Genomic DNA, 25,557 nt, shown 5'->3' on the forward strand with positions numbered 1-25,557 from the left:
TGAAACACTCCTTATTTTCCCAAACAGAAGCTGGAGAAGATTTCATCCAACAGTGTTTCCACGTCTATTCTGCCCACCAGGGATTCAAGGGCGCGAATGGCGGTTCTCAGCTCCTCTGCTGCGATATCATACAGGTCTGGGCCTGATTCCAGAACCGCGATTGCAGATGTGAGTGAGTCCAATGCTCTGGTGATTGCAATGCGGTGACGTTCCCGAGTTGCAATACCATGGGTAGTGGTTCGTTGACGCAAAACACACGATATCTGGTCTACTAACGCATCGATTCCCTGGCCTGTTTTCCCTGACACACCCTTTCCCCCGATCCCCCGAAGGTCTGCTTTGGGCAAAACATGTATATCGTCTTCCCGCATCTCCACCCCCAGGTCCTTCGGTGTTTCAGACAGGAAAACGCGAAGATCGGCGGCCTCCGCTCTGCTGCGCGCAAGCTCGATACCCAGGTTTTCGACATGATCTTCGGTCTCTCGCAGCCCTGCCGTGTCCAGCAAGGTCACCGGTAAACCAGCCAGATCCATGCGAACTTCGATCACATCGCGCGTGGTCCCGGCATATTCCGAAGTAATGGCCGCCTCACGGCCTGCCAAAGCATTCAAAAGAGTGGATTTTCCCGCATTCGGAAGGCCGACGATCGCAACCTCGAACCCTGAACGAATTCGCTCAGCAATCTTGACTCCATCTGCCTCGCGATGAAGGTCCAACATGACGCCCTGGATCAGCTCGCGCACTTCCGGCGTGACATCGGTTGGAACTTCTTCATCAGCAAAATCGATGACAGCCTCCAACAGGGACGCAGCCCGTATCAAATCCCGACGCCACCGTTCAGCCAATGTGCCCAGCTCACCCGCCAGAATGGTCTGAGCCTGCTTCCGTTGTGCTTCCGTTTCTGCATCGATTAGATCGGCCAGGCCTTCAACCTGAGTCAGGTCCATCTTGCCGTTTTCCAGCGCTCGGCGTGTGAACTCACCCGGTTCAGCGATGCGCAACCCTTCTGTATCCGACAGGCAGCGCAGAACGGCGTTGACAGAGGCGGTGCTTCCATGAATCTGAAGCTCGGCCACGTCCTCACCGGTAAAACTGGCCGGAGCCTGGAAGGTCAAGACCAATCCGTCGTCCAAACGTGATCCACCATGATCGGTCAGAGTGCGCAGGACCATGCCACGCTTTGGCAGCGCACCACCCGTCAGACGCGCCGCTGCTGAATGGGAGTCCGGACCCGAGAGGCGGATGACCGCCACCCCGGCTTTGCCCTGCGCGCTGGCCAAGGCGAATATCGTATCCATTCGAAGGCCTCGCTAGAGTTAAAGACCAATGTCAGGTGTTCATGGAATCGAAGAATTCGCTGTTTGTCTTTGTCTGCTTCAACTTGGACAACAAGAACTCGATTGCGTCGGTCGTGCCCATCGGGTTGAGGATACGCCGCAGAACGAAGGTCTTGGCCAGATCGCCTTTGTCGACCAGAAGATCCTCTTTCCGCGTGCCGGATTTGAGGATGTCGATGGCCGGGAACACACGCTTGTCCGCGATCTTGCGATCCAGAACGATTTCCGAGTTGCCTGTACCTTTGAATTCTTCAAAGATGACCTCGTCCATCCGGCTTCCGGTATCGATCAGTGCGGTGGCGATGATGGTCAGCGAACCACCCTCTTCAATGTTCCGCGCCGCGCCAAAGAAACGCTTGGGCCGTTGCAGGGCGTTTGCGTCCACACCACCGGTCAGAACTTTACCCGAGGATGGGACCACTGTGTTAAATGCCCTACCAAGTCTTGTGATCGAATCAAGAAGAATAACAACATCTCGTTTATGTTCGACCAGACGCTTGGCTTTTTCGATCACCATTTCCGACACGGCAACGTGGCGCGTCGCGGGTTCATCAAAGGTCGAGGATACCACCTCGCCCTTCACTGAACGCTGCATGTCAGTGACTTCTTCCGGGCGTTCGTCGATCAGCAGGACGATCAGGTAGCATTCCGGGTGGTTGCGCTCGATCGAATGCGCGATGTTTTGCAGGATCACCGTCTTACCGGTGCGCGGCGGCGCCACGATCAACGACCGCTGGCCCTTGCCGATCGGCGCGACCAGGTCGATCACACGTGCGGACTTGTCCTTGATGGTCGGATCCTCGATCTCCATCTTCAGCCGCTCATCCGGATAAAGCGGCGTCAGGTTGTCGAACAGGATCTTGTGCTTGGCCTTTTCCGGGTCTTCGAAGTTGATCTTGGTCACCTTCGTCAGCGCGAAATAGCGCTCATTCTCATCCGGGGCTTTGATCTCGCCTTCCACGGTATCCCCTGTCCGCAATGAGTGCTGGCGGATCATCTCGGGTGAGACATAGATGTCATCCGGGCCGGGCAGATAGTTCGCCTCGGGCGAGCGCAGGAAGCCGAAACCGTCCTGAAGCACTTCAAGCACGCCATCGCCACCAACGGTCCAGCCTTCATCCGCGCGTTCACGCAGGATCTGGAACATCATCTCGCCCTTGCGCATGGTCGAGGCGTTTTCGATCTCCAGCTCTTCAGCCATCGCCAGAAGGTCTTTGGGGCTTTTGGCTTTCAGATCAGCAAGATTCAGGGATTCGGTTGTCATGATATATACCTTCACCGCTGACAGTGCGGCACGAAGTGGAATTTCAGTATGGAAGATACGCCGCCCGGACGGGCGTGTTGATCCCTACATAAGCGCAGTGAGGGGCGGAGTCAAACAGGCCCTCAGAACTTCAGAACAACCGCCAGAACGATGGCAACCATCAAAACGGTCGGGACCTCGTTCATCATGCGAAACTGCCGCCCACTGAGCATGTTTCGCCCTTCCAGAAAATCCTTGCGTCGCGCCATCAGCCAGTGATGAAACCAGGTCATGCCGATTACGGCAGCGCCCTTGACCCAAGGCCAGCTCCAATCCCACCCCACGATGCCCGGCGTGAACACCATGATCAAACCACAAACCCACGCAACGATCATCGCCGGTCTCATGATCACACGCAGCAGCTTTTCTTCCATTTCAAAGAAAATGTCCTGTGCGCCTTCGACGGCCTGTGCCTTTTCGACGTGATAGACAAACAACCTGGGCAGATAGAACAGGCCCGCCATCCAAGAAATCACCGCCATGATATGGAGCGATTTCACCCATGGGTACAAAGTGAACAGAAGATCGGTCATTTCGGCTCCGGGCGTTGTTCGGAACCCTCCCTAATAAAAAAATAAGAAAAGAAAAAGGATGATGGTTTTGTAGGGTGAGTAAAATCCGTGGATTACTTTTTTACACAAGTGTTTTCCCCAGGTGGACAGAACACGGAATTTTTCATGTGATTCTGTTGGTGGATATTTTTATCATTTAAAATCAATTATTTATTATCAGTATTCCTTGTTCCACTTGGGGATAACTGGTAGGAGAATTTGGGATATCGGGCTTTTCCAGAGAAACTGACTTATCCTTGTCCGGACGGGATGGGATTTGAGCGACTCGGGGATCTCTGGCGCGAAATCCCCGGGGTTGCGTGTCAACTGGAAAACCATACAAAGCACCCCTGAACTCTCAATGATTTGCACACGGGGTTTTCCACATGTCTGTCCCCATTCTTCTTGCTTCCGGGTCTGCTATTCGCGCGCAGCTGCTTGAAAATGCAGGCGTACCGTTTTTGGTTCAAGCCGCGCGCGTGGATGAAGAGACGGCCAAACGCGCCCTGCTGGCTGAAAACGCATCTCCACGGGACATTGCCGATACACTCGCAGAAATGAAGGCACGGAAGGTCAGCGACAAAAACCCCGGTGCCATGGTGCTGGGATGCGATCAGGTTCTGGATTTTGACGGTCAGCTGATGTCAAAGCCGGAAACCCCCGAACAGGCGTTGGCTCAGCTGAAAGCCATGCGTGGCAAGCGGCATATGCTTTTGTCCGCAGCGGTGATCTATCAGAATGCTCAGCCGGTCTGGCGGCATGTGGGGCAGGTACGATTGCGGATGCGGGCCAGTTCCGACGCCTATCTGAAAGATTACGTCGCGCGAAACTGGGACAGTATCCGCCACGCCGTCGGAGCTTACAAGCTGGAGGAAGAAGGTGTCCGCCTGTTCGCCACCATTGACGGCGACTATTTTAACGTTTTGGGTATGCCCCTGTTGGAACTGCTCAACTTTCTGGCTGTCAAAGGGGTAATCGATCAATGACGGACTATCGGGTTCCTTTGGCCGGTGTGATTGGACATCCCATTGCTCACTCACGATCCCCCAAACTGCATGGTCATTGGTTGAAGACATACGGTCTTGCCGGTCATTACATCCCGATGGATGTGGCACCCGCCGACCTGGAAACTGTGCTGCGCACCCTGCCCAAGGCGGGTTTTGTCGGCGCCAATGTGACCGTTCCCCACAAGGAAGCCGCTCTGAAGATCGCGGATCATGCGTCTGACCGCGCAACGGTGATAGGTGCGGCGAACACTCTGGTGTTTCGTGAAGATGGCTCGATCCACGCGGATAACACTGACGGGTACGGGTTCATGGAGAATCTTCGCACCGGTGCGCCAGACTGGAATGCAAAGGACGGACCGGCTGTTGTCTTCGGGGCCGGAGGGGCCGCGCGCGCCGTGTTGCAGGCATTGTCTGACGCGGGTGTTCCAGAAATCCTGCTGACCAACCGAACCCGCGCCCGAGCGGATCATCTGAAAGAGGAATTCGGTCAACGTATCCGCGTGGTGGATTGGGTTCAGGCCGGAAATGTCATCGAAAACGCAGAACTCGTGGTGAACACCACCTCGTTGGGCATGCAGGGCCAACCGGAATTGCGGGTTCCGCTTGATGGGTTGCAGCCCGGTGCCGTGGTGACGGATCTGGTTTATGCGCCATTGAAAACCCGCCTGTTGCAAACCGCTGAACAGGCTGGATGCACCGCAGTCGATGGGCTGGGCATGTTGTTGCATCAGGCAGTGCCCGGTTTTGAACGCTGGTTCGGCGTGCGCCCCGAAGTTGATGCTGATGCACGTGCGGCGGCCATGGCATGAATTTTGCGCTTGGCCTGACCGGTTCCATCGGCATGGGGAAAAGCACAACGGCGCAGATGTTCGTCGAAGAAGGTTGTGCCTTGTGGGATGCGGATGCGGCGGTGCATCGCCTGTATTCCAGGGGGGGCGCGGCCGTTGGCCCCATGGAACGATTGTTTCCGTCGGCCATTCAGGACGGTGCGGTCAACCGGGAGGCGCTGAAACAGATAATTGCCGCCGATCCTGCTGCGCTGAAGGCCATCGAAGCCATCGTCCACCCTCTGGTCGCTGCTGACCGCGCAGCATTTCGTGAAGCCGCGACAAACGACATCCTGGTGTTCGACATTCCGCTTTTGTTTGAAACGGGCGGTGACGTGGCGATGGACGCGGTGGCTTGTGTTTCGATCCCGGCCAACGAGCAAAAGCGGCGTGTCATGGAACGGGGCACAATGACCGAGGCGCAGTTCGAGCAAATCCGAGCCAAGCAGATGCCGAATGAAGAAAAATGCGCGCGGTCGGATTACGTCATCGTGACCGACACTCTGGACCACGCCCGCGCGCAGGTGCAGGATGTGGTCAGGCAGATACGGGCGGGGATGGCAGATGCGTGAAATTGTACTCGACACCGAAACCACGGGTTTCGATCCCGAAAGCGGTGATCGGATCGTGGAAATCGGCGCCGTTGAACTGTGGAACCACGTCGCAACGGGTGAGACGTATCACGTCTACATCAACCCCGAACGTTCGATGCCGGAAGAGGCATTTGGCGTGCATGGCATCGGCCCGGACCTGTTGGAAAACCCACGTCCGCCGGAAAAGGGTGAAGTGACGCTGAAAGACAAACCGGTTTTTGCCAAGATCGGTCACGCTTTTCGCGAATTCGTCAGCGATGCGCGGCTGGTGATCCACAATGCATCTTTCGACATGAAGTTCCTGAATGCCGAACTGAAATGGATGGGTGCCCCGCTCATCCCGATGGAACAGGCGCTGGATACGTTGGCGATTGCACGCAAACGGTTTCCCGGTTCGCCGGCCTCACTGGATGCGCTTTGCCGTCGCTTCAATATCGACAACTCGAATCGTGTGCTGCACGGCGCATTGCTCGACTCTGAAATCCTGGCCGAGGTTTATCTTGAGCTGATCGGAGGACGACAGCCCGATTTTGGACTGTCAACATCTGCATCATCCGTGGCAGGCGGCGGCGATGATTGGCGACCGGCACCACGAGCAACGCCACTGCCGTCTCGTATTACTGAGGATGAACGCGCGGCACATGATGCATTCATAGAAAAACTGGGCGACAATGCCCTATGGACCCGCACCTGACCCTGTCAGGCACGGGCCAAACCCTCAGGCGTCTGTCTTCTGGGACTGTTCGGCCTGACGACGCATCAATTCGTTGCGGTACAGGGCGACGAAATCGATATTGTCCAGATTCACCGGTGGGAAACCGCCGTCGCGGGTGATGTCGCTGACGATGCGGCGCAGGAACGGGAACAGCATCCGCGGGCATTCGATCATCAGGAACGGGTGCAGCTGGTCTTCCGGCACACCTTCCACGTGGAACAGGCCGCAATAGTCCAGCTCACACAGGAACAGAACGTCTTCCAGGCCTTTGGCTTTGGATGTCAGGTTCAGCTTGATCGACACTTCGAACTGGTGGTCTGTCGGGCGCTTCTTGGCGTCCAGATTCACCTGAACCGCGATTTCGGGCTGTACGTCACCGGAAACACCCTTCTGGGCCATCACGTTCTCAAAGGACATGTCGCGGATGAACTGCCCCAGAACACGCATCTGAACTTGCGGGGCGGCTTTGGCCGCAGTGTTTTCTGCAGCTTTTTCTTCGGCCATGGATCTACTCCAAAAATGAAATTCGCCACTGCTTATCAAGTTGGGCGCGGCACCTCAATGCCGGTGGGGGTCTTCCACCCATTTAGACGGCTTTGACGGATCATTTTTTGGGCGGACCTCGGTAAAGTCGCCATCTATGATGTCACCCTGATCGAACGGATTTCCCCGTGACTGAAAACCGGGGCCTTGACCCATCTGAAACTGGGTAACGGTGACTTTCGATCTGAGATACCTGAAAACCGCAACCCGCACGCCGGGAACAAGCAACGCAAATCCAATGGCATCAGTAAAGAATCCCGGTGTAAGCAACAAAGCGCCCGACAACAGGATCATCGCACCATGGGCCAGCGGCTCGGTCGGATCGTCCAGTTCGGCAAACGACCGTTGCAGGTTTCCCAACGCCATGCGACCTTGTGTCCGCACCAAAACAGTGCCCAAAACCGCCGTCAGTACTACGATGGCAAGGGTTGGCCACAAGCCGATCAACCCGCCAACCTGAATAAACAGCGCGATCTCGATGATAGGCACCAACAAAAATGCCAAGAACAGATACATTTGCGTTATCCTTTCCCCTAGGCCGGGCTGTGGACTTGCCACCTACGGTCACCTACATAATGGCATGAGGCCGCGTATACAAAGCCGCGGTTCTGAAAAGAGGATGAAATGAACGAACCCATGATCCAGTTGCTGGTCCTGGCCGGAATTGCCGTTTTCCTGATCCTGCGCCTCAAGAGCGTATTGGGCACGCGTGAAGGTTTTGAGAAACCGCCTGTGCAGCAGCAGCCCGAAGCGCATAAGTCGCGCCGCGATTTCGAAGTGATCGAAGGCGGCCCGGATCATGACATCACAGACCATGTCCCGGAAGACAGCGAGCTGGCACAGACGCTGGCGGCGATGAAACGCGTTGAACCCGGTTTTTCCGTCACCGAGTTTGTTCAGGGTGCGCGCGGTGCCTATGAAATGATCGTGATGGGGTTTGAGAAGGGAAACCTGGACGAGATCCAGCCATTCCTGTCGGAAGAAGTTTTTGAATCCTTCGTTGCGGGCGTCGCCGCACGAGAAGATCAGGGCCTGACGATCGAGGCCGAGTTCATCGGTGTCCGAGAGACGACCCTGACGGATGTGAAATTCGACAAGGATACCAATCAGGCCGAGATCACCATGAAATTCGTGGGTGAACTGACATCGGTCGTGCGGGATCGCGGTGGCGATATCGTCGAAGGCAGCCCCAACACCGTGAAACGCCAAAAGGACAGCTGGACCTTTGCCCGTGTGATGGGCAAGGACGATCCAAACTGGCTGCTTGTTGCCACGGACGCATGATTGCCACGCTCCGGTCGCTTTTACTGGTGGGTGCAATGACCACTGCCAGCGCTGCCGGGGCCGAGGCAACGCGATCCATTCTGTCGTTCGATGATCTGCGTGGCTGGGCCGAGGATGACCACGGTGCAGCCCTGTCCGTTTTTCTGAACACCTGCGGGGATCTGAAGGATCCCGATTGGCGGGCCCTGTGCGGTGTGGCAAGAACCTATGATGCCGAAGCGGCACGGTCGTTCTTTGAGCTCTTTTTTCGCCCTGTTCTGGTCGAGGATGGTGAGGATGCCCTGTTCACGGGGTATTTCGAACCCGAACTTGATGGTGCGCGCACCCGGACGGATCGTTTCAAGTATCCCATCTACAAAATGCCGCCCGAGGCCCGCGCTGAGGGGCCCTGGCTGAGCCGGCGAGAAATCCTGACCAGTGATGTCATGCAGGGCCGCGGGCTTGAGATTGCCTGGGTCGATGACCCTGTAGAGTTGTTTTTTCTGCAAATCCAGGGTTCGGGCCGCGTTCGATTGCCGGATGGCGGCGCTTTGCGCGTCGGGTATGGCGGTGCGAACGGGCATCCCTATAGGTCAATTGGCGTGGAACTGGTGCGGCGCGGCATTCTTGGCGCGCATGAGGTCAGCGCGCAGATGATCCGCGCCTGGGTGCGCAAGAACCCCGAGGCCGGCGCGGAATTGCTGCTCCACAACCCATCATACGTGTTTTTCCGCGAAGTTTCACGTGTCGCGCCCGAGCTTGGGCCGCTGGGCGCCATGAACCGATCTGTCACGACCATGCGCAGCATCGCGGCTGATCCGGCCTATACCCCGCTGGGCGCACCGGTTTGGGTGGAAAAGGACGGCAAGGAACCGATCCACCGCCTGATGATCGCGCAGGATACGGGTGCGGCCATCAAAGGCGCGCAGCGGGCCGATATCTTTTTCGGAACGGGGGACGAAGCCGGTCAGGCCGCGGGCAAGCTGAAGGATCCGGGCCGGATGGTGCTGTTGCTGCCCATCCAGCGTGCCTATGCCCTGCTGCCGGATGAATTCTGATGACCCGGCGCAAACTGACAAGCGAAGAGATCGAGCTGTGGCGCAAGGTCGCCAAACAGGCCGAGAGGCTGCACCCCGAGATCCCGCAGACGATCCATCCGACCTCCTTGCCGAAACCCAAGCCCAAGAAAACCCCGAAACCGCGTTTTCAGGCATTCGAACTTGGACAAGCCCATCAGTCGAAACCGAAACCGAACGACCTGAAGCCGACGGTGACGGATGCGTTGCGCAATGCACCGGTTCAGATGGACAACAAGGCCTTTGGCCGGATGAAGCGCGGCAAGCTGAAACCCGAAGGCAAGCTGGATCTGCACGGTATGCGGGTGGCTTCGGCCCATCCCGCGCTGATCCGATTCATCCTGAGCGCGCAAGCACAGGGTAAGCGTCTGGTTTTGGTCGTGACCGGCAAAGGCAAGGATCGGGACGAGCCCGGTCCGATTCCGACGCCGCGAGGTGTTCTGCGAAATCAGGTTCCTCACTGGTTGTCGATCCCACCGCTGGCCCAGGCGGTGTTGCAGGTCACGCCGGCTCATATAAGCCACGGCGGAGACGGGGCGTATTACGTGTATCTCAGGCGGGTGCGTTAAAGGTCGCGACGTGCGCGGGAAATACCGACCCAAACAAGGCTGCATACCAGCACGAAGAACAGGCCAATCCAAAAAAACTGAATGCTCAGCGGGATACCAAGGTCAATCAGAACACCGGTCAGACCGGGGCCGATGGCTGACCCCAGTACCATGACAGCCGCAGCCATCGCCTTGATGGCCCCGATATGCCGGGTCCCATAGAATTCTGCCCAGAACGCGCTGGGCAACGTGCTGTTCGCTCCGACCGTCAGGCCAAGAAACACCAACCCAATCGTCGCGCCGCTGATTGATTCAGTCATGCCCAGAACCACAAACCCAACCGCCATCGGAAGCTGATAGAATGGCATGATGCGTGCAGTGCCCCATTTGTCCAATGCCCAGCCCGCAGCAAACATCGACAGCAGTGATACTCCGGTAAAGATCGGGAACAGAGCGACCAGTTGGATATGCTGCCAGCCTTTGACCTCGGCGAAATAGACCTGATGGAAGAAAAACGCGGTGATGAATGCCGATGGCGCAAGCACGGCGGGCACCATGAACCAGAACAAGGGGTCAAACAGCGCGTCGCGACGGCTCCAGTGGCGACCCTGCATCCCAATGGCAGAGGATTCGCTGGCAAGGCTTTGCGGTGTTCGTTCCTCGCGCAACAGCCGCATCAACACGGGTATTCCCAAGGCAGTCATCCCTGCCGCGACCACCCACAGCCAACGCCAGTCCAGGTAAACCATGGCTGCAACAAAGATCAGGGGCAGCAGGGCCTCACCGATGGCATAGCCGATGGATGCAATGGAAAGCGCCTTGCCCCGCGTGACCGTAAACCACCGCGCCATGGCGACCGCGGCCAGATGTGTGCTCATCCCCTGACCCAGCAGGCGCAACAGAAAAATCACCACCGGCAACAGCAGAAGCCAGGTATTCAGCGCCATGGCAAGGGCGGCCAGGGCCAACCCAGCCAGAACCGCCGGACCCAGCACCCGGACGCGAAAGATGTCCGTCAGCCCTCCGGCCCAGATCATCACGATGGCCGACAGGGTTGTGCCCAATGTATATAGCCCACCCCACGCACCGTGGCCGAGGCTGAATTCCGCGCGGATTTCACCGGCAAAGATCGAAATGAAGAATGTCTGCCCGAAGCTGGATAAAAACGTCAGAAGAACGCCGGCGCCAAGCCAGGTGGCATTGTCTAGAAGATACCGACGCAGCTTGAACCGCGTCACGGAGTGGTAACCTGTGCCTGCCCAGTTTCCGTCAGAACAATTTCAGTGGCCCCGTCTGGATTGCGCTCGCTGGGTGGCACCAGAATATCAATGGTCGGTCGATCTTCCCGCCCGAAGGTATTGTTGACACGCCGCAACGAGTTGAGGATCGACAATAAAGCCGGAGAGGTCGCGGCAACGAAATGCGAGGATGCCGCGTCACTGTTGAAAGCAGTCGTGTCGATCACGCTGATCGGGAATTCCTCGAGCGAGTCAACCGAACTGATGTTCCCCAACCGCTGGCCCTCATCCGTGCCACGCAAGCGGCCCGAGATGTTCAGGATCTTGTCCTTTTGCGACACCATTACGATGAACGGATCGGGGGGGTTGTCGATACGTTTCATCTGCGAGCGAAACAGATCAAGATCAAGATCAGGCGAGATCAGAACGACCCCTTCGATGTTTCGCTTGGCCCAGCCGGGTTCCTGCAATTCGGTTTGCCGCATCATCTCCATCGTCAACGCACCGCCCATGGAATGCGCGACCAGAATAACGCGTTTGACACCCATGGCTTTCAGTTCGCGGATGGTCTGTTCCAACCCGTCGCGGGCGAACAGCATACTGTCCAGATCATAAGCGTATCCATAGCCCGTCGCGCGGCTGGGCCAGGAATACACCAGCGTTGATCCGGGGAGGCCGATGTCATGTGTTAGCTGCGCCGCGCGGAAGATCGTTTCGGTCTGGGTCGAATTGTAGCCGTGCACAAAGATAGTGACGTCATCCTGTCCTCGCAGGTGCATGCGCAGCCCCTGCGGTCCATCCAACTCGGTCACGTCTGCCAGAACGAATTCTTTCCGCGGATTCGGGTTCGCGTAGGAGAAGCGGAGCGTACCCGGAGTATGCGTGGGTGGAATAGAAACCGTCGTTTCCAGGAACCTGAGCGTTTCACCGCGTCGGAATCCATAGGATCCATCGGCCTCACGCGCGCGGGTCGTGCTTGCGAAGATGGTTTCAGGTGTTCCGATGTTCACGGCACCGGGCACGACCTCGGACACCGTCCGGTCGACACAGGCGCCGAGCGAAAGGGATATGAACAGAATGACGAAGTATCGCAGCACGGGCCAGACCTCGGGGTGACTCGTGCACACGCTATCCTATTCCTGCCCGACGTCCAGCATGACAAGACCAAAACAACGGCAAAAACCGGCTGGCCATGTTACAAAACGTAACGGCTCAGATCAGAGGACTTGGTCAATTCACCAAGATTGTCGCTGACGAACTGTGCATCAACGGTGATCTCCGAACCGGCTTTGTCCGGTGCAGCGAAGGACAGTTCTTCGAAAACCCGCTCCATGACGGTATAGAGCCGCCGCGCGCCGATGTTTTCGATGCTCTGGTTCACGTCAGCCGCAATCTTCGCCAATGCCGCGATGCCGTCCTCGGTAAAGCTGACGGTCACGTCTTCGGTGCCCATCAACGCCGTGTATTGCAAGGTCAGGGCATTGTCGGTTTCGGTCAGGATGCGCACGAAGTCTTCTTCGGTCAGGGCGCGCAGTTCGACTCGGATCGGCAGGCGCCCTTGCAATTCCGGCAACAGATCCGACGGTTTGGTGATATGAAACGCACCTGAGGCGATGAACAGGATATGGTCCGTTTTGACCGGACCGTGCTTGGTGCTGACTGTGGTTCCCTCGATCAAGGGCAGAAGGTCGCGTTGCACCCCTTCCCGGCTGACATCGCCGCCGCGTGCGTCGGAACGGGCGCAGACCTTGTCGATCTCATCCAGAAATACGATGCCGTTCTGTTCGACGGAGTCCAGCGCGGTGCGGGTGACGGTTTCGTCATCCAGCAGCTTGTCGGCCTCTTCCCCGATCAGCGCATCATAGCTTTCGGCGACGGTCATGCGTTTCTTGACGGTCCGTCCGCCAAAGGCCTTGCCGAAGATGTCGCCCAGATTCATCATGCCCATCTGACCGCCCGGCTGCCCCGGAATGTCGAACATCGGCATCGGGTTCGAGGTGTCGGACAGTTCCAGCTCGATCACCGTGTCGTCCAGTTCGCCGGCTTTCAGCTTTTTGCGGAACATCTCGCGCGTGCCTTCGCGCGCATCCGCGCCAGCAATGGCTTCGATCACCCGGTCTTCGGCGGCCTGATGGGCTTTGGCCTTGACGTCTTCGCGCATGAACTCGCGGGTTTGCAGGATGGCCGCATCAGCCAGATCGCGCACGATCTGTTCCACATCACGACCGACATATCCGACTTCGGTGAATTTGGTGGCCTCGACCTTGATAAACGGCGCGCGGGCCAGTTTGGCCAGACGGCGGCTGATTTCGGTCTTGCCGACGCCGGTGGGGCCGATCATCAGGATGTTCTTGGGATAGACTTCCTCGCGGATGTCGTCCGGCAATTGCTTGCGACGCCAGCGATTGCGCAGGGCGACGGCCACGGCGCGCTTGGCGTCCTTCTGCCCGATGATGAAGCGATCCAGTTCCGAGACAATCTCGCGCGGGGTCAGGTCGGTCAAAGGGCAGTCCTTTCGGTCGGCATTTGTGTCATGCGGCTTAGGTAATCACCGCACGGGCGAAAACAACCAAGCCTGTATTCATGGCCGCGTTGGTTAGCAATGCCGGCTCAGGTTTGCAAATGCTTTGCTTGGGGAATGCGCGAACCCTCTGCTACAGTGATTTCAAGGGTTTGAGGGTCAGGAGCGTATGACATGACAAATATTGCCAAGATTACCCTTCTGTTTGTGGTGTTTGTGGATCTGATCGGACAGGGGCTGGTCTTTCCCATCATCAACTCGCTGATCATGGAAACGAAATCCGGGTTTCTGCCCGAAAACACGCCCCAGGGGCGCAGGCATTTCTATTACGGCCTCGTGATCGGGTGCTTTTTCCTGTCGTGGTTTCTGGGCGTTGTCTATGTCTCGAAAGTATCGGATTCGATCGGGCGCAAGAACGCTTTGCTGGTGTGCCTGAGCGGTGCTCTGGCCGGCTATGCCCTGACCATTGCCGCGCTTTATCTCAACAGCCTTTTTCTGCTGATCGTCGGGCGTTCGATCACCGGATTTACTGCGGGCAACCAACCCATTGCGCAAGCGGCGATGATCGACGGCAGCACCGACGCGACAGACCGGGACCGGAACATGGGCTATATCGTGACGGGCGTCAGCTTTGGCCTTGTGGGCGGGCCGATCATCGGCGCGGTCTTGTCTGACGCCGCCCTGCTGGGCGGTTTCGCCACGCTGAGAACGCCTTTTTACGGCGCATTTGTCCTTGTGCTGATTGCAATCTTTCTGGTCCTGTTTTTCTTCCAGGATACCCGAACGGATCGCGCGCCTTTTGTCTTCCGTCCCCGTGACATAACAGACAGCCTGATGGCGGTGCGTGGTCATCCGATGGTGTTGAAGATCCTGCCGGTCTATTCGTTCTTCATGATCGCCAATGTCACCTTCTACGTCTTTGTCGACAACTTCCTGACCAGCGCCTTCGGATACGGAGTTATCGGTGGCAGCATGGCGATGGTCGTCATCGGTGTGGCGCTGGCCTTCTCCAGCACGTTCCTGGTGAAACCCGCGCAGGAGAAGTTCAGCAAACATGCGATAATCCACACGTCACTCATCGTCATGGTGATTTGCGGCTTCGCGTTCGCCTTCAGCCCAAGCGGCGTGTTCAGTTATGTGCCGGTCTTTTTCTTCTATTTCCTGTTCGGAATCGCCTACCCCACCATGCTTGGGCTGTTCTCTTCCAGCGTCAGCGAAGCGGATCAGGGCTGGGTCATGGGTGTGACCACTGCCGTGTTCTGCCTTGCGGGCGGGATCATGTCGCTGATCGGGGGCGGATTGATGAGCATCGATATCCGCGTGCCCTACTACATCGTGGTCATCGCAGCGATCATTGGCCTGATCGGCATGCATCGCCGCTGGAAAGGCAAGGAGATCGTGGCGCTGTTAGCCTGAGATCGTCTCAACCGTCAGATTGCCATTGGTATAGACACAGATATCGGCCGCGATGGACATTGCCTGACGCGCGACCTCCTCCGCCGACTTGTCACTGTCCATCATCGCGCGGGCAGCGGCCAGGGCAAAATTGCCCCCGGATCCGATGGCAGCCACGTTGTGTTCAGGTTCCAGCACGTCACCCGCCCCGGTGATCACGAACATGTCCTTGCCGTCCGTGACGATCAGCATCGCTTCGAGCTTTTGCAGGTATTTGTCGGTACGCCAGTCTTTGGCCAATTCCACAGAAGCACGGGCAAGTTGGCCCGGTGTCGCCTCGAGCTTGGCCTCCAGCCGTTCCAGCAAGGTGAAGGCGTCTGCCGTCGACCCGGCAAAGCCGGCGACAACTTCGGACCCTCCGGGGGACAGGCGACGCACCTTGCGGGCCGTGCCCTTGATCACGGTTTGACCCAGGCTGACCTGCCCATCACCGGCTATGACGATCTGACCGTCCTTCTTGACGCCAATGATCGTCGTGCCGTGCCAACCGGGAAAGTCGTTGTCTGCCATGATCGTCTCCGTTTTCGCTGGCGGTATATATGGGCTGGGTCGCAGGTTGGCGCAACCCGTTCTTCAATTGCCTAAAAGATATGCAAAAAACGCATTCCGGGGTTACCAGACCAGCAATTGTGAGTCCGGGCATGCAGGACTACATGAGGCTTACAACCGACAACGGGTCGGCTGTTTCTTCACAAAGGACCGCGCACATGGCAACCACAGCTAACATTCATGCGCCGCTCGGAGCAGCTACCATCCTGCACGTAGTGGACGCGTTCACCAATGTCGTCAACACCGTTGTCGAATGGAAAGAATCCCGCAAAACCCGCAAACTCCTGTCGGAACTCAGCGACGCCCAGCTTGACGATATCGGCCTGAGCCGCGCAGACATCGCCGATCTCTGATGTTCCCGCAGATCAGCAACTCGAGACAGCCGCACGGATTTCCGAGCGGCTTTTTCTTTTTTCAGCCCTGAACGTATTTTTCAGAAAGATCAGGCAGAAACGCCTCGATCGCCGCAGTTGCAACCACGTGCCGCGTTCCCGCTTCTTCGTCGACAACGTCAAGCCCACCTTTGACTGCGCGAACCTCGGCCCTGCCCCGCGGCAGATCCGAGGCAACCAGATCGCAATCCACCTGTTCAGGATCCTGCACGCCGATCGTGACGCTGACGCGCATTTCGGAATGGTCGATCCCCAGCTTTGAAAACAACGTGATGGATGAATGGTGCAAAGCATCCTGCACCGCGCGGCGGGCTGCCTTGGTATAGTCTTGGCCGTACAGATCGTTACCTGTTCCCATCTCCAGAATGATGCGTTTTTCGCTCATTGCGCGGCCTCCATGTCGAAGGAAACGATCAGGGCGGCGTTGGCAATGACCGTGTGCCCGTCACTGTGGGGCTTTGCGATGTCCAGCCCGCCTTTGGTGACAGTAATGTTGGGATGACCATAGGGAAAGACAGCCTTCAACGCTTCGGTGTCCACCTGATCCGGCTGCTGAACCCCTATTTCGGCATCAATGATCATCGCCTCTTTCGGAAACCCGAACAGTTCCGCCATGTTGACCGAGTTGTGCCAAAGCGCATCCTTGATCGCCCGCAGTGACGCCTGGGTATAATCCATCCGGCGCAGGGATGTGCCCATCCCGAATTCCACAAGGACCCGCGTTTTTGCCATTGGTGTCTCCGATGTCTTCAATAGAAAAGGCGCCCCGATCTGAGGCGCCTTCGAGATAATCTGTTAGGACCAGATCAGATGGATTCGTCGATCCAGCTTTGCAGGGCGGCTTTGGGCGCCGCGCCCGCGCGGTTGGAAACGACCTGACCGTCCTTGAAGATGAACAGCGCGGGGATGCCACGTACACCCATGGCGGCGGCTGAGTTCGGGTTGCTGTCCACATCGACCTTGGCGATTTTGACTTTGTCGCCATACTCGGCCGCCAGCTCTTCCAGCGCAGGGCCGATTTGCTTGCAGGGGCCGCACCATTCGGCCCAGAAATCCACGACCACGGGAACGGTCGAATTCTTGACTTCGGCGTCAAAGGTGTCGTCGGTAACGGCTACGGTCGACATATTCTGTCTCCTGAATGGGGTAAACTTGGGAACAGAACGTATGTGCCACTTCGGGTAAGGTCAAGATATCCGGGTGCGGGCCAAAGCATCTGTCACAAGATCGTGTGGCAACCACATCAGCCGCGCCGTGCGGGTCCACAGAATGGCGGTACGAATGCTGCGATCCGGATAGATCTGCGCCAGCGCCTGCGCGTATGCCCCCATCTGTCGCAGCAGGCCTTCGGGGCAGTCTTCCGCGCGGTTTGGAACAGTGGCATTTGATTTGAAATCAATCACATGCACTTCCGTTGCCGACAGGATCAGACGATCGACAACCCCATGCATCCGCTGCCCGTTCAGAGCGGCAGTAATGGGCACCTCGGCCAGCGTGTCAGGTGCAAAGACCGGCTGCAATCCTTCCGCTGTCAGCACAGTTATGGCTTCGCTCAAAATCTCGTGCCGGTCCGTTTCGTGCATATCGGGCAGCAACCGGGCGCAAAGCTCTGGCCAAAGGTCTTTCTTGGCCGCGGGAAGGTGTTCCAGCAACAGGTGCAGGCGGGTTCCGCGCAGTTTGGCCGCATCTTCATCCAGGCCGGAATCGCCGGGCAACGCCTTAGGGCCACCCAGATCCGAAGGGCTGAGCGTGCTTGCAGGCGCAACCGGATCCGGTGCCGGATTTTGGAACATATCCGGCAATTCGACCTGCTGAACGACAGTGTTCGGTTGATCGATCAAGGGCAGCGCGCCCCAATCCCCGTGGGACAGGCGGCGGATATCGGTACCCGGCACCTGCGCGGCCCCGACACGATCCATCGCCGCCTCGACCATCTGATACCAGCTGTTGCCGTCTTTCCCCAAATCACCTGCCGCCGCCACGATTAACCACTTTTCCGCCCGTGTCAGAGCCACATACAGCAACCGAAGCCGTTCGTTTTCCTCACGGTTGCGCGCCTCTTCCCGCGCCTGCGAGATCAGGTTTGGTGACGCGTCCGCCGACACTTTCCACAAGGGTGTTCCGCCGGCCAGCATGATCTCGGCGTCACGCGGGGGCTGGCGTTTGCCGGTATCCGGCAGGATGACGATCGGCGCCTCCAACCCTTTTGAGCCATGAACGGTCATCACCCGGATCCTGTTGCCGACGCCGCTCATCTGTCGTTTGATTTCAAGATCGTCCGTCTGCATCCAGACCAAAAATCCCGTCAGGCTGGGGATATCCGTTCGCTCATAGGCCAGGGCCTGGGACAACAGCGCGTTGATGCCGTCTTCGGCTTCCGCCCCCAACCGCCCCAACAGCTTGCGCCGTCCGTCATGGCGGGTCAGGATACGTTCGATCAGATCATAGGGGCGCAGAAAGTCGATCTGGCTGCGCAGATCGTTCAGTACCGACAGGGTTTCCGGAAACTCTTCCGCGCGGTTGCGCAGTGCGGCCCAAAGGAACTGTTCCTTCCGACGGTGCGCCAGATCGAAAAGCTGCTGTTCGGACCAACCGAACAAGGGGGATTTGAGAACCGTCGCCAGGGACAGGCTGTCTTCGGGCGTGGCCAGAAAGCCGAGCAAGGCCGCAAGATCCTTGACCGCCAGTTCAGCGCCCACTTTCAGCCGATCTGCTCCGGCGATGGGCAGGTGCAGCGCCTTGCAGGCACGGATGATCTCGGCAAACAGGTCCGAGCGGCGTTGCACGAGGATCAGAAAATCCCCCGGCTGCACTTTTCGACGAACGGATTGGCCGGATTTGCCATCTTCCGGGATCGTCTCGCCCCGTTCGATCATGTCTTTGATCGACTGTGCGACTTTCTCGGCCAGAATGACGGTGTGATGCCGTGCGCCGGGACGATCGACCGGGTCGGTCCAATCCCCGTCTTCGGCATCTGCCACTTTTTCGACGACGGGCCAAAGGTCAACACGACCCGGCAGATCGGCCTTGAAAGCACGGTGCTGACTGTCCTTGTGAAACCCCGCACCAGAGCGGTTTTCAAACAGGATATCGACCAGAGTCAGGATCGCGCTGGAGGATCGGAACGAGTATTCCAACGTCGAATCCCACAGTTTAGAGTCTGATTGAGCCAATTTTCGGCCAAACTCTTCCTGCATTCTGTCAAAGGCTTGTGGATCGGCGCCCTGAAAGGAATAGATCGATTGTTTCTTGTCGCCGACGACGAAGATCGTGCGCTCGACCCCGGATCGGGCCCCTTCCCCGCTGGTGAATTCCTGTGCCAGTTTCTCGATCACGTCCCATTGATCAGGGCTGGTGTCCTGCGCTTCGTCCACAAGAATGTGATCGATGCCCCCGTCCAGTCGGTACAGCACCCATTCAGCCACTGCCGGATCGTTCAACACCTGCCGTGCGCGCAGGATCAGGTCGTCGAAATCCAGCCAGCCGCGCAACTGCTTGCGCCGTTCATATTCCGGCAGGAAGGCTGCGGCAAAGCGGTGCAGAACCGCGGTTTTCTGCGCCGCGACCAGCGCCAGACGTTGTTCACGCGCGGTTTCGATCCGCTGCATGAAGGCCTCGATCTGCGGCATCCGGTCGGCCAGCGCACCTTCGCGCAGGGGTTTGGTGGGAAAAGCGTTGAGTTTGGCCGTGAAGGGTTCCTTTGCGCCCTTCCCGGTCAGAAACACGCTTTCCAACATGGGTAGATGTTTCAATCTGGCTTCGTTGAACGCGGCCAGTTTTGCGGCAGCCTTGGCATTGTTGCCTCCGCTTTCGGTCAAAGCGGGCACTATGGACTGGATGAGTTCGACTTCGCCACCAAGAAAAACCCGCGCAAGCAGCGCTGTTTCGTCAAAGCCGGCGGGCAGATCGAAGCGTTTCAGCAGATCGGACCATTCGAGCGGCTGCGCAAAAAGACTGCGTTTTTGCGTGATCGCAGCGGTCAGTTTCTCAAACCCCGTATCGGTCACGAACCGTGCTACATCTTCAATCAACCCGGCCTGCGGGCCTGCGGCGAAATCTTCGACAATTTCCTCTCGCAACAAGGCTGCTGCGCGGTCTTCCATTTCGGTGAACTGCGGGCTGACGCCAGCCTCCAGCGGAAAGCGTCGCAACAATGACGCGCAGAACGAGTGGATGGTCTGGATTTTCAGACCGCCCGGCGTTTCGATGGCGCGGGCAAACAGGGTGCGTGCTTGCGCCAACCGGTCCAAGCCGATTTCGCCGGGTACACCCAGGTCGGTCAGCTCCTGCAACAAGGGGGTATCATCCAGCATGGCCCATTCGCCAAGGCGCTTGAACAGCCTGTTCTGCATCTCGCTGGCGGCGGCCTTGGTGTAGGTCAGGCACAGAATGTGCTGAGGCTGGACCCCGCCCAGCAGCAGGCGCGCCACACGGTCGGTCAGAACCCGGGTTTTGCCGGACCCGGCATTGGCCGCCAGCCAGGTCGAGGCATCGGGGCGCGCGGCCTGTACCTGCCGTTCGGTTGCGTCGTTGCGCGGGCTCATGTCAGATCCTCGGGGTAGGTTTCCGCTGTCCGGTCCCATTCGCCGAACCGCGCCAGGTGATCATAATCACCCATATCCGTATCCTTGTGCAGCATGCGACGGGACGAAAACCCCTGATCAGGCTCTAAATATGCGGATATCAACTCTTTCAGCTCGGCAAGAACCTTGTCGGTCGGTTCTTTGTCCAAAGGCGCCGCAACCTCCTTATAGCTGCCACCCATACCGATGAAGATGGCTTCGGCCACGCTTGTCGGGTCAAGACCCTCAATCCCGCCCTGCTCGGCCATGGCCGCCTCGATCAGCAACTGTTTGTCAAATTTGGATTGCTGGCTTTCCGTCGGTGGTGCGCCGGTTTTATAGTCGATGATGCGCAACGCGCCCCGGCTGTTGCAATCGATTCTGTCCGCGCGCCCGACAATGGTGAAATCCAGGGGGCGCAGCGCCAGTTTCATCGCCGCCTCAAATGCCACGGGGCCACCATCCTTCCGGCGCGCGAGCTCTGCCCCAAGGAAATCATCCGCGATCCGCTCAAGCCGGGCCAGCCACAGTTTGCGGGCCGTCGGCCAGGCGACGTGTTGATCCAACAGAGCATGCGCCCGTTTCAGGAAATTGCCCCGCGCCAGCAAAGCGCTGTCGAGGACGCTGTCCTTGATGAAATGCTCGAGGATTTCGTGAATCACAATTCCTCTCAGCAAGGCATCGGGGGCCTGTACAAGCGGATCTAGCGGTTTCAGCCGAAGCACATGTTTGGCGTAAATCGCGTATGGATCGCGGATCAGCCTCTTTATCTCGGTCACAGACAGACGGCGCGGACGCGCGGCGGCCGGTGGGCGCGGAGAAGGACGCGGTGCGGGGTCGATCCGCGGCGCATCTTCCAGTGCCTCGGACCAGTTCAACCATTTTTCGCCCTGAGCGCGCATTTTGGCCAGAGCTTCGGGGCCACCCTGACCCGGCAAACCCTGCAACAGGTTGGTCAGTCGGTTCAGCCAGCGCGACGGTACCGTCTCGGCATCATCCGAGCGGGTCGCGCGGGTCAACCACACTTCGGGTGCGCCGATGGCCTGCTGGAAGTCATGCGCAGACAGGCCGATTCGGCGTTCGGGCAGCAACAAGCCGGCTTTGTCACGCATCTGCCGGTTCAACCAGGGATCGGGCGTTGGCGCCTCTGGCCAACTTCCTTCATTCAACCCGCCAAGGATCAGCAGGTCGGCGCCCTGCACCCGTGCCTCGAGCGTGCCCCAGATCATGATATGCGGATGCGGCGCATCCCGGTCACGAACCTCTTCGCCCGCAAGCAGAGCGCCCAGCAGATCGGCAAAGTCATGGGCCGTCATCAGGCCGCCATGCTGCGCCTCTGCGCTGAGAGAATTAAGCACCTCCAGCGCCTTTTGGCCTGCATTTTTGTCCCACAGAGTACCCGTTTCACCCGTGCTACCGGCCGAGATCGCCTCGGCCAGTGTCATCAAACGCTCCACCCAGTCTGCGAGGTGCAGTTCACTGGTGATCTGCTGATCGCAGAAATGCTGCACGACCCATTTCACCCAGCTTTCCTGGGCCTCTTTGCGCACCGCAAAAGCCGTGAGGCTGGCGTTGTCAGGAAAGGGCGGGCCGTGACGGCGCAGGTCAAGTTCCAGGTCACGCGTGTGCAGCAAATGAATTCCGCGGTCACCGCCATCATGACATAGCGGGTGCTTCAAAAGGGTCAGCAGCGCCTCGCCTTCCAGACGGCGTGTGAACAGGTTGGCCACATGGCGCAGAAAACGTCCCGGCGGGGAAAGTTGCAGCGGCAGGCCCGCACTGTCGTCCGGCACGATGTTCCACCGATCCAGCGCGGCGCTGACCTGGCGGGTCAACATGCGATCCGGCGTGATCAGAGCGGCGGTCTGTCCTGTTTCCGCCGCCTGCCGCAGGCGCAGGGCGATGGCCAATGCCTCGGCGCGAGGCGATTGAGCCTCGACCAGCGTCAGACCGTCGGTTGCGCCTTTTATATCGGACAGTCTGGGGCCTTCGGTCATCCAGGCGTCAGTGACGGGCGCTGGACGTAATGTCAGGGATATCAAGCGGTTACGCGAGGGTGAGGGGGCCGATAAATCCGTCCATGGGGTGATCTGATCCGGCGCAAGTTCCAGCGCGCGCATCAACTTGCGGAAACGGTATTGTGGGTGATCTTCAGACGTCAACGCATCATCCAACCCCTGCCAAACGTGGTCCGGCTGGTCGAAATCAAACCCGGGCAGCACCAATGCCCCTTGCGGCAGGCGCGCGATGGCTTCCATCAACATCAGGGTGGTGCCACGGGACCCGGTAGAGCCCGCCAGAATGACCGGGTGTTGCGGGGGGGCAATCTGCCATCGCGCGATCAGGTTTTCGACCACGCGGCGCTGGCGGGCCTGTGCATCCATCGTCTGCCCGCCGGTGTCGATGAATTGATCCGCGATGCCGATAAAAGCTTGTGCCCGCGACCAGTGTCCGGACATGTCGCTGACGTCCAGCTGCCGGATCGCTTCGGGTGACACGCCTTCGCCCTGCATTTCGTCAATCAGCGCGGCCAGACTGTCGGACAGGTCAAAGATCGATGACCGGGCGGCAAGGTCCGGCTGTTGTTCCAGCAGTTTGGACACAAGCTGAGTCAACTCAAGACGCCGCCGCAGAGGCGGGATAGCAGGCGGGATCCGCGCCAGATCAACCCTTTCACCCAAGTCCGTCACCAACGAGAGACGGGGCAGAAGGCAAGGTGGCCCCTGATTGAACAGATCGCGGACGCGCCGTTCCATGCGTCGTGTGTTCAGGATCAACTCTACCCGCGCCAAAGCTTCGGGTGGGCCCGAACACCGCTGCCGCAGGCCATCGACCAATGCCTTGGGGAAATCCGTACCGGGAGGCACGGCAAATACACGGGGCAGGGTGCCGGATTCAAACATCAGCCAGCAAACCCTCGGCCAGCGCGATGCCTTCCGGACGACCCACATCGCACCAGCGTCCCGGGTATTCGACCGCAAAAAGCCGACCCTGATCAAGCATCTGATTCCAGAGCAGGTTGAGTGAAAACGCTGTTTGCGAGAACGAATGCAAACCCTGGGCCTTGAGGATCTGGGCCCCGCCGTAAACCAGACCAGGACCGCGCGTGATCCGTCCATCTTTTCCAGCGGTGAAATCACCCGATCCAATATGACCAACGGTTCGCGCAACTGGAACACACATCAGCAACGCATCCATACGACCGGGGTCCCAGGCTTGCTGCAACAGGGTCAAAGGGTTTGGCCCGGACCAGATCGCGTCCGTGTTCAACGTGAATACGGGGTCGGTGCCCAGCATTGGCAAAGCTGCCCGCAATCCGCCACCTGTTTCCAGGATATCAGGGTCTTCCCGAGACAGCAGAACGCCTTTGGGGCCGAGATGCGCCGCGAGCTGATCAGCGTGATAATGCAGGTTGGCAACGGTACGGACGGGATCAAGATCTTCGACAAGGTCCAGCGCATGATCAATCAGTGGTCGCCCCGCCACTTCGATCAATGGCTTGGGCCGGTTTTTGGTCAGCGCGCCCATGCGGGTGCCGAACCCGGCTGCGAACAGCATTGCGGCAAATGGCGATCCGGTCATTGCGTTCTCAACTTGGCCAGGTTTTCCGGTGTGGGTCTGGGCAAAGCTTCGTGCAGCAGGGACGCCACCGAAACCAGGGCAGGGTGATCCAGATCGCGCATCAGATGTGCCCAGACGGCCGGGATCATGTCCACATAGTGAGGCTTGCCATATTCCGTCGCCAGACGTGCGAAGACGCCAAGGATACGCAGGTTTCTCTGGGCCCCCAAAACACTGTAGGCCGTGCGGAAATCATGGTCGTCCATACCTGACGCAGAGATGTAGTGGTTGATCATCTGCATTTCGATCCCGGCCGAGACATCTCGGCGTACATCCTGTAGCAGAGACACCAGATCGTAGGCCGGGTGCCCCAGCATGGCCAACTGAAAGTCCAGCAACCCGACGCGCTTCACGCCTTCGCGCTGCGGCAGCCACAACAGGTTTTCCGCGTGATAATCCCTGAGAATGACGACTTTCGAACCGGATGTTTCACGATGCAGGATATCCGCGAACCGGTGTTCGAACCGGGACATAGCGTCTTCATCACATGTTCCCAGGATACCGGCCGCATACTTTGTGAAAGCCAATGAAGCCAGTTCCGTCATCAGGGACGGATCATAAGACGGCAAGGCAAGAGAAGGCGCCTGATGCAGGTGGAGCAGCACGTCGGTGGCGGCCCGGTACAATTCACGCTCTTTGCCCGGGTCTTTTTTCAGGACGCGCGCAAAAAGATCATCACCCAGATCTTCCAGCAACAGAAAACCGTACTGGGTATCTTCGGCATAGATTTCCGGCGCGCTCAGACCAACCGATCGGAGGTATTCGGCAACCCGCACGAAGGGTTCAACATCGTCGCTTTTTTCAGGTGGCGCGTCCATCAAAACCGCAGTGCGCCCGTTGATGGGATCAATCAGCCGTTCGTATCGCCGGTTCGAGGCATCGCCTGCCAGTGGCGTACGTGTTGCCCCGGCCCAGGGTGTTTGCGCAATCAGGGCCTCGGCCAGGACCGTCCTGTTGGTCATGCGGTTCTCTCCAGTTTTTCCGCCCATTTCGGAGCAGTCCAAGACAGGGTCACACGGCGGAAATCGATATTGTTAGGGTCTGTTTCAAAGGTCAATGTCAACGCGCCTTGGGGCGCCAACGGGCCCAGCTTGTCCGGCCATTCCACAAGGCAGATTGCCGTGTCGAAAGCGTCCGTCAGGCCCAGTTCGTCAACTTCTTCGGCCGCGCTCAGACGATACAGGTCGCAATGCCATATTTCCCCTGATGGTGTGTCGTAAGCCTGGACCAAAGTGAAAGTTGGCGAGGGCACATCTTCGGGCTCAGCCATCAATGACTGAATGAGGTTGCGCGCGAAATGCGTCTTGCCGCTGCCGATCGGGCCCTCCAGCAGAACGACATCGCCCGGGCGCAGAGATGTTCCCAATTGCCGTGCGAAAACTGCGGTGTCTTCGGGCGATTTGAAAGTCAGAGATCGGGCGGTCTGTGTCATGCCGCCACAATGGCCTTGCGCCTG

Annotated in this window: 26 protein-coding genes; 9 read left to right on the top strand and 17 right to left on the bottom strand. The window is 58.4% G+C overall.

All coding sequences use genetic code 11. The annotated features are described in order from the left end of the window. Positions 1-11: 11 nt before the first annotated feature. The 3 genes from mnmE to GOW60_RS16675 all read right to left on the bottom strand — a co-directional run bounded on the left by mnmE (position 12) and on the right by GOW60_RS16675 (position 3,173). Positions 12-1,298, bottom strand: coding sequence for a tRNA uridine-5-carboxymethylaminomethyl(34) synthesis GTPase MnmE (mnmE, locus tag GOW60_RS16665; RefSeq protein WP_171230148.1), 1,287 nt, complete (start codon positions 1,296-1,298; stop codon positions 12-14). 31 nt (positions 1,299-1,329) lie between these two features. Next, positions 1,330-2,601, bottom strand: coding sequence for a transcription termination factor Rho (gene rho / locus GOW60_RS16670; protein WP_152459614.1), 1,272 nt, complete (start codon positions 2,599-2,601; stop codon positions 1,330-1,332). Positions 2,602-2,723: 122 nt separating this feature from the next. Continuing rightward, the gene (locus GOW60_RS16675; RefSeq protein ID WP_152459615.1) at positions 2,724-3,173 is read right to left on the bottom strand and encodes a CopD family protein; all 450 of its coding nucleotides are present in this window, start codon (positions 3,171-3,173) and stop codon (positions 2,724-2,726) included. Positions 3,174-3,577: 404 nt separating this feature from the next. Here GOW60_RS16675 and GOW60_RS16680 point away from each other — a divergent pair, with 404 nt between their 5' ends. The 4 genes from GOW60_RS16680 to dnaQ are packed head-to-tail and all read left to right on the top strand — an operon-like array spanning position 3,578 to position 6,312. Beyond that, entirely contained in the window at positions 3,578-4,177 is a 600-nt protein-coding gene (locus GOW60_RS16680; RefSeq protein ID WP_171230149.1) for a nucleoside triphosphate pyrophosphatase, read from the top strand. Beyond that, positions 4,174-5,007, top strand: coding sequence for a shikimate dehydrogenase (locus GOW60_RS16685; protein WP_171230150.1), 834 nt, complete (start codon positions 4,174-4,176; stop codon positions 5,005-5,007). Before GOW60_RS16680 ends, GOW60_RS16685 begins: the two co-directional genes overlap by 4 nt. Beyond that, a complete protein-coding gene (gene coaE, locus GOW60_RS16690; protein WP_171230151.1) occupies positions 5,004-5,597 on the top strand; it encodes a dephospho-CoA kinase in 594 nt (197 codons plus the stop codon). The genes GOW60_RS16685 and coaE overlap by 4 nt, the downstream gene beginning before the upstream one ends. Next, positions 5,590-6,312 (top strand): DNA polymerase III subunit epsilon, encoded by a 723-nt coding sequence (gene dnaQ / locus GOW60_RS16695; protein WP_171230152.1) that lies wholly within the window; start codon positions 5,590-5,592, stop codon positions 6,310-6,312. Before coaE ends, dnaQ begins: the two co-directional genes overlap by 8 nt. Before the next feature lie 24 nt (positions 6,313-6,336). Here dnaQ and secB read toward each other — a convergent pair whose 3' ends face one another. Further along, positions 6,337-6,837 (bottom strand): protein-export chaperone SecB, encoded by a 501-nt coding sequence (gene secB, locus GOW60_RS16700; protein ID WP_171230153.1) that lies wholly within the window; start codon positions 6,835-6,837, stop codon positions 6,337-6,339. 54 nt (positions 6,838-6,891) lie between these two features. Then, a complete protein-coding gene (locus tag GOW60_RS16705; protein WP_171230154.1) occupies positions 6,892-7,392 on the bottom strand; it encodes an FxsA family protein in 501 nt (166 codons plus the stop codon). A gap of 108 nt (positions 7,393-7,500) precedes the next feature. Between GOW60_RS16705 and GOW60_RS16710 the strand changes: the two genes are divergently transcribed. The 3 genes from GOW60_RS16710 to GOW60_RS16720 are packed head-to-tail and all read left to right on the top strand — an operon-like array spanning position 7,501 to position 9,784. After that, the gene (locus GOW60_RS16710) at positions 7,501-8,160 is read left to right on the top strand and encodes a Tim44/TimA family putative adaptor protein (RefSeq protein WP_152459622.1); all 660 of its coding nucleotides are present in this window, start codon (positions 7,501-7,503) and stop codon (positions 8,158-8,160) included. Beyond that, a complete protein-coding gene (locus GOW60_RS16715; RefSeq protein WP_171230155.1) occupies positions 8,157-9,197 on the top strand; it encodes a murein transglycosylase A in 1,041 nt (346 codons plus the stop codon). Before GOW60_RS16710 ends, GOW60_RS16715 begins: the two co-directional genes overlap by 4 nt. Further along, positions 9,197-9,784, top strand: a complete 588-nt coding sequence (locus GOW60_RS16720; protein ID WP_171230156.1) for a Smr/MutS family protein — start codon at positions 9,197-9,199, stop codon at positions 9,782-9,784. The genes GOW60_RS16715 and GOW60_RS16720 overlap by 1 nt, the downstream gene beginning before the upstream one ends. Here GOW60_RS16720 and GOW60_RS16725 read toward each other — a convergent pair. From GOW60_RS16725 to hslU, 3 genes are all read right to left on the bottom strand, one after another. Continuing rightward, complete coding sequence (locus GOW60_RS16725) at positions 9,781-11,001, bottom strand: MFS transporter (protein ID WP_171230157.1); 1,221 nt, start codon at positions 10,999-11,001, stop codon at positions 9,781-9,783. The genes GOW60_RS16720 and GOW60_RS16725 overlap by 4 nt on opposite strands. Continuing rightward, entirely contained in the window at positions 10,998-12,098 is a 1,101-nt protein-coding gene (locus GOW60_RS16730; protein ID WP_171230158.1) for an alpha/beta fold hydrolase, read from the bottom strand. Before GOW60_RS16730 ends, GOW60_RS16725 begins: the two co-directional genes overlap by 4 nt. Positions 12,099-12,196: 98 nt before the next feature. Then, entirely contained in the window at positions 12,197-13,504 is a 1,308-nt protein-coding gene (gene hslU / locus GOW60_RS16735) for an ATP-dependent protease ATPase subunit HslU (protein WP_171230159.1), read from the bottom strand. A gap of 192 nt (positions 13,505-13,696) precedes the next feature. On the opposite strand from hslU, the gene GOW60_RS16740 reads away from it, so the two are divergent. Next, positions 13,697-14,938 carry an MFS transporter gene (locus tag GOW60_RS16740; protein WP_171230160.1) on the top strand — a complete coding sequence of 414 codons (1,242 nt, stop codon included), beginning with the start codon at positions 13,697-13,699 and terminating at the stop codon, positions 14,936-14,938. On the opposite strand, the gene hslV is transcribed toward GOW60_RS16740, so the two are convergent. Beyond that, positions 14,930-15,487: an ATP-dependent protease subunit HslV gene (gene hslV, locus GOW60_RS16745; protein WP_171230161.1), complete on the bottom strand. Its 558-nt coding sequence runs from the start codon at positions 15,485-15,487 to the stop codon at positions 14,930-14,932. The genes GOW60_RS16740 and hslV overlap by 9 nt on opposite strands. Before the next feature lie 197 nt (positions 15,488-15,684). Between hslV and GOW60_RS16750 the strand changes: the two genes are divergently transcribed. After that, entirely contained in the window at positions 15,685-15,879 is a 195-nt protein-coding gene (locus GOW60_RS16750) for a DUF1127 domain-containing protein (protein ID WP_152459629.1), read from the top strand. A gap of 61 nt (positions 15,880-15,940) precedes the next feature. On the opposite strand, the gene GOW60_RS16755 is transcribed toward GOW60_RS16750, so the two are convergent. From GOW60_RS16755 to tsaE, 8 genes are all read right to left on the bottom strand, one after another. After that, positions 15,941-16,303, bottom strand: coding sequence for a Lin0512 family protein (locus GOW60_RS16755; protein ID WP_171230162.1), 363 nt, complete (start codon positions 16,301-16,303; stop codon positions 15,941-15,943). Continuing rightward, on the bottom strand, positions 16,300-16,650 hold the full coding sequence (locus GOW60_RS16760) for a Lin0512 family protein (protein ID WP_171230163.1): 351 nt from the start codon (positions 16,648-16,650) through the stop codon (positions 16,300-16,302). Before GOW60_RS16760 ends, GOW60_RS16755 begins: the two co-directional genes overlap by 4 nt. 74 nt (positions 16,651-16,724) lie before the next feature. Continuing rightward, positions 16,725-17,087, bottom strand: coding sequence for a thioredoxin (gene trxA / locus GOW60_RS16765; RefSeq protein WP_367396964.1), 363 nt, complete (start codon positions 17,085-17,087; stop codon positions 16,725-16,727). An 18-nt stretch (positions 17,088-17,105) separates the two neighbouring features. Then, positions 17,106-20,462, bottom strand: coding sequence for a double-strand break repair helicase AddA (addA, locus tag GOW60_RS16770; protein ID WP_171230164.1), 3,357 nt, complete (start codon positions 20,460-20,462; stop codon positions 17,106-17,108). Further along, entirely contained in the window at positions 20,459-23,383 is a 2,925-nt protein-coding gene (addB, locus tag GOW60_RS16775) for a double-strand break repair protein AddB (protein WP_171230165.1), read from the bottom strand. Before addB ends, addA begins: the two co-directional genes overlap by 4 nt. Next, positions 23,376-24,062, bottom strand: a complete 687-nt coding sequence (locus GOW60_RS16780; RefSeq protein ID WP_171230166.1) for a nucleotidyltransferase family protein — start codon at positions 24,060-24,062, stop codon at positions 23,376-23,378. The genes addB and GOW60_RS16780 overlap by 8 nt, the downstream gene beginning before the upstream one ends. Next, the gene (locus GOW60_RS16785; RefSeq protein ID WP_171230167.1) at positions 24,059-25,063 is read right to left on the bottom strand and encodes an aminoglycoside phosphotransferase family protein; all 1,005 of its coding nucleotides are present in this window, start codon (positions 25,061-25,063) and stop codon (positions 24,059-24,061) included. The genes GOW60_RS16780 and GOW60_RS16785 overlap by 4 nt, the downstream gene beginning before the upstream one ends. Next, the gene (gene tsaE / locus GOW60_RS16790; RefSeq protein ID WP_171230168.1) at positions 25,060-25,533 is read right to left on the bottom strand and encodes a tRNA (adenosine(37)-N6)-threonylcarbamoyltransferase complex ATPase subunit type 1 TsaE; all 474 of its coding nucleotides are present in this window, start codon (positions 25,531-25,533) and stop codon (positions 25,060-25,062) included. Before tsaE ends, GOW60_RS16785 begins: the two co-directional genes overlap by 4 nt. Between the last annotated feature and the right edge of the window lie 24 nt (positions 25,534-25,557).

Source organism: Ruegeria sp. HKCCA4008 (assembly GCF_013033125.1).
Classification (GTDB): Bacteria; Pseudomonadota; Alphaproteobacteria; order Rhodobacterales; family Rhodobacteraceae; genus Ruegeria.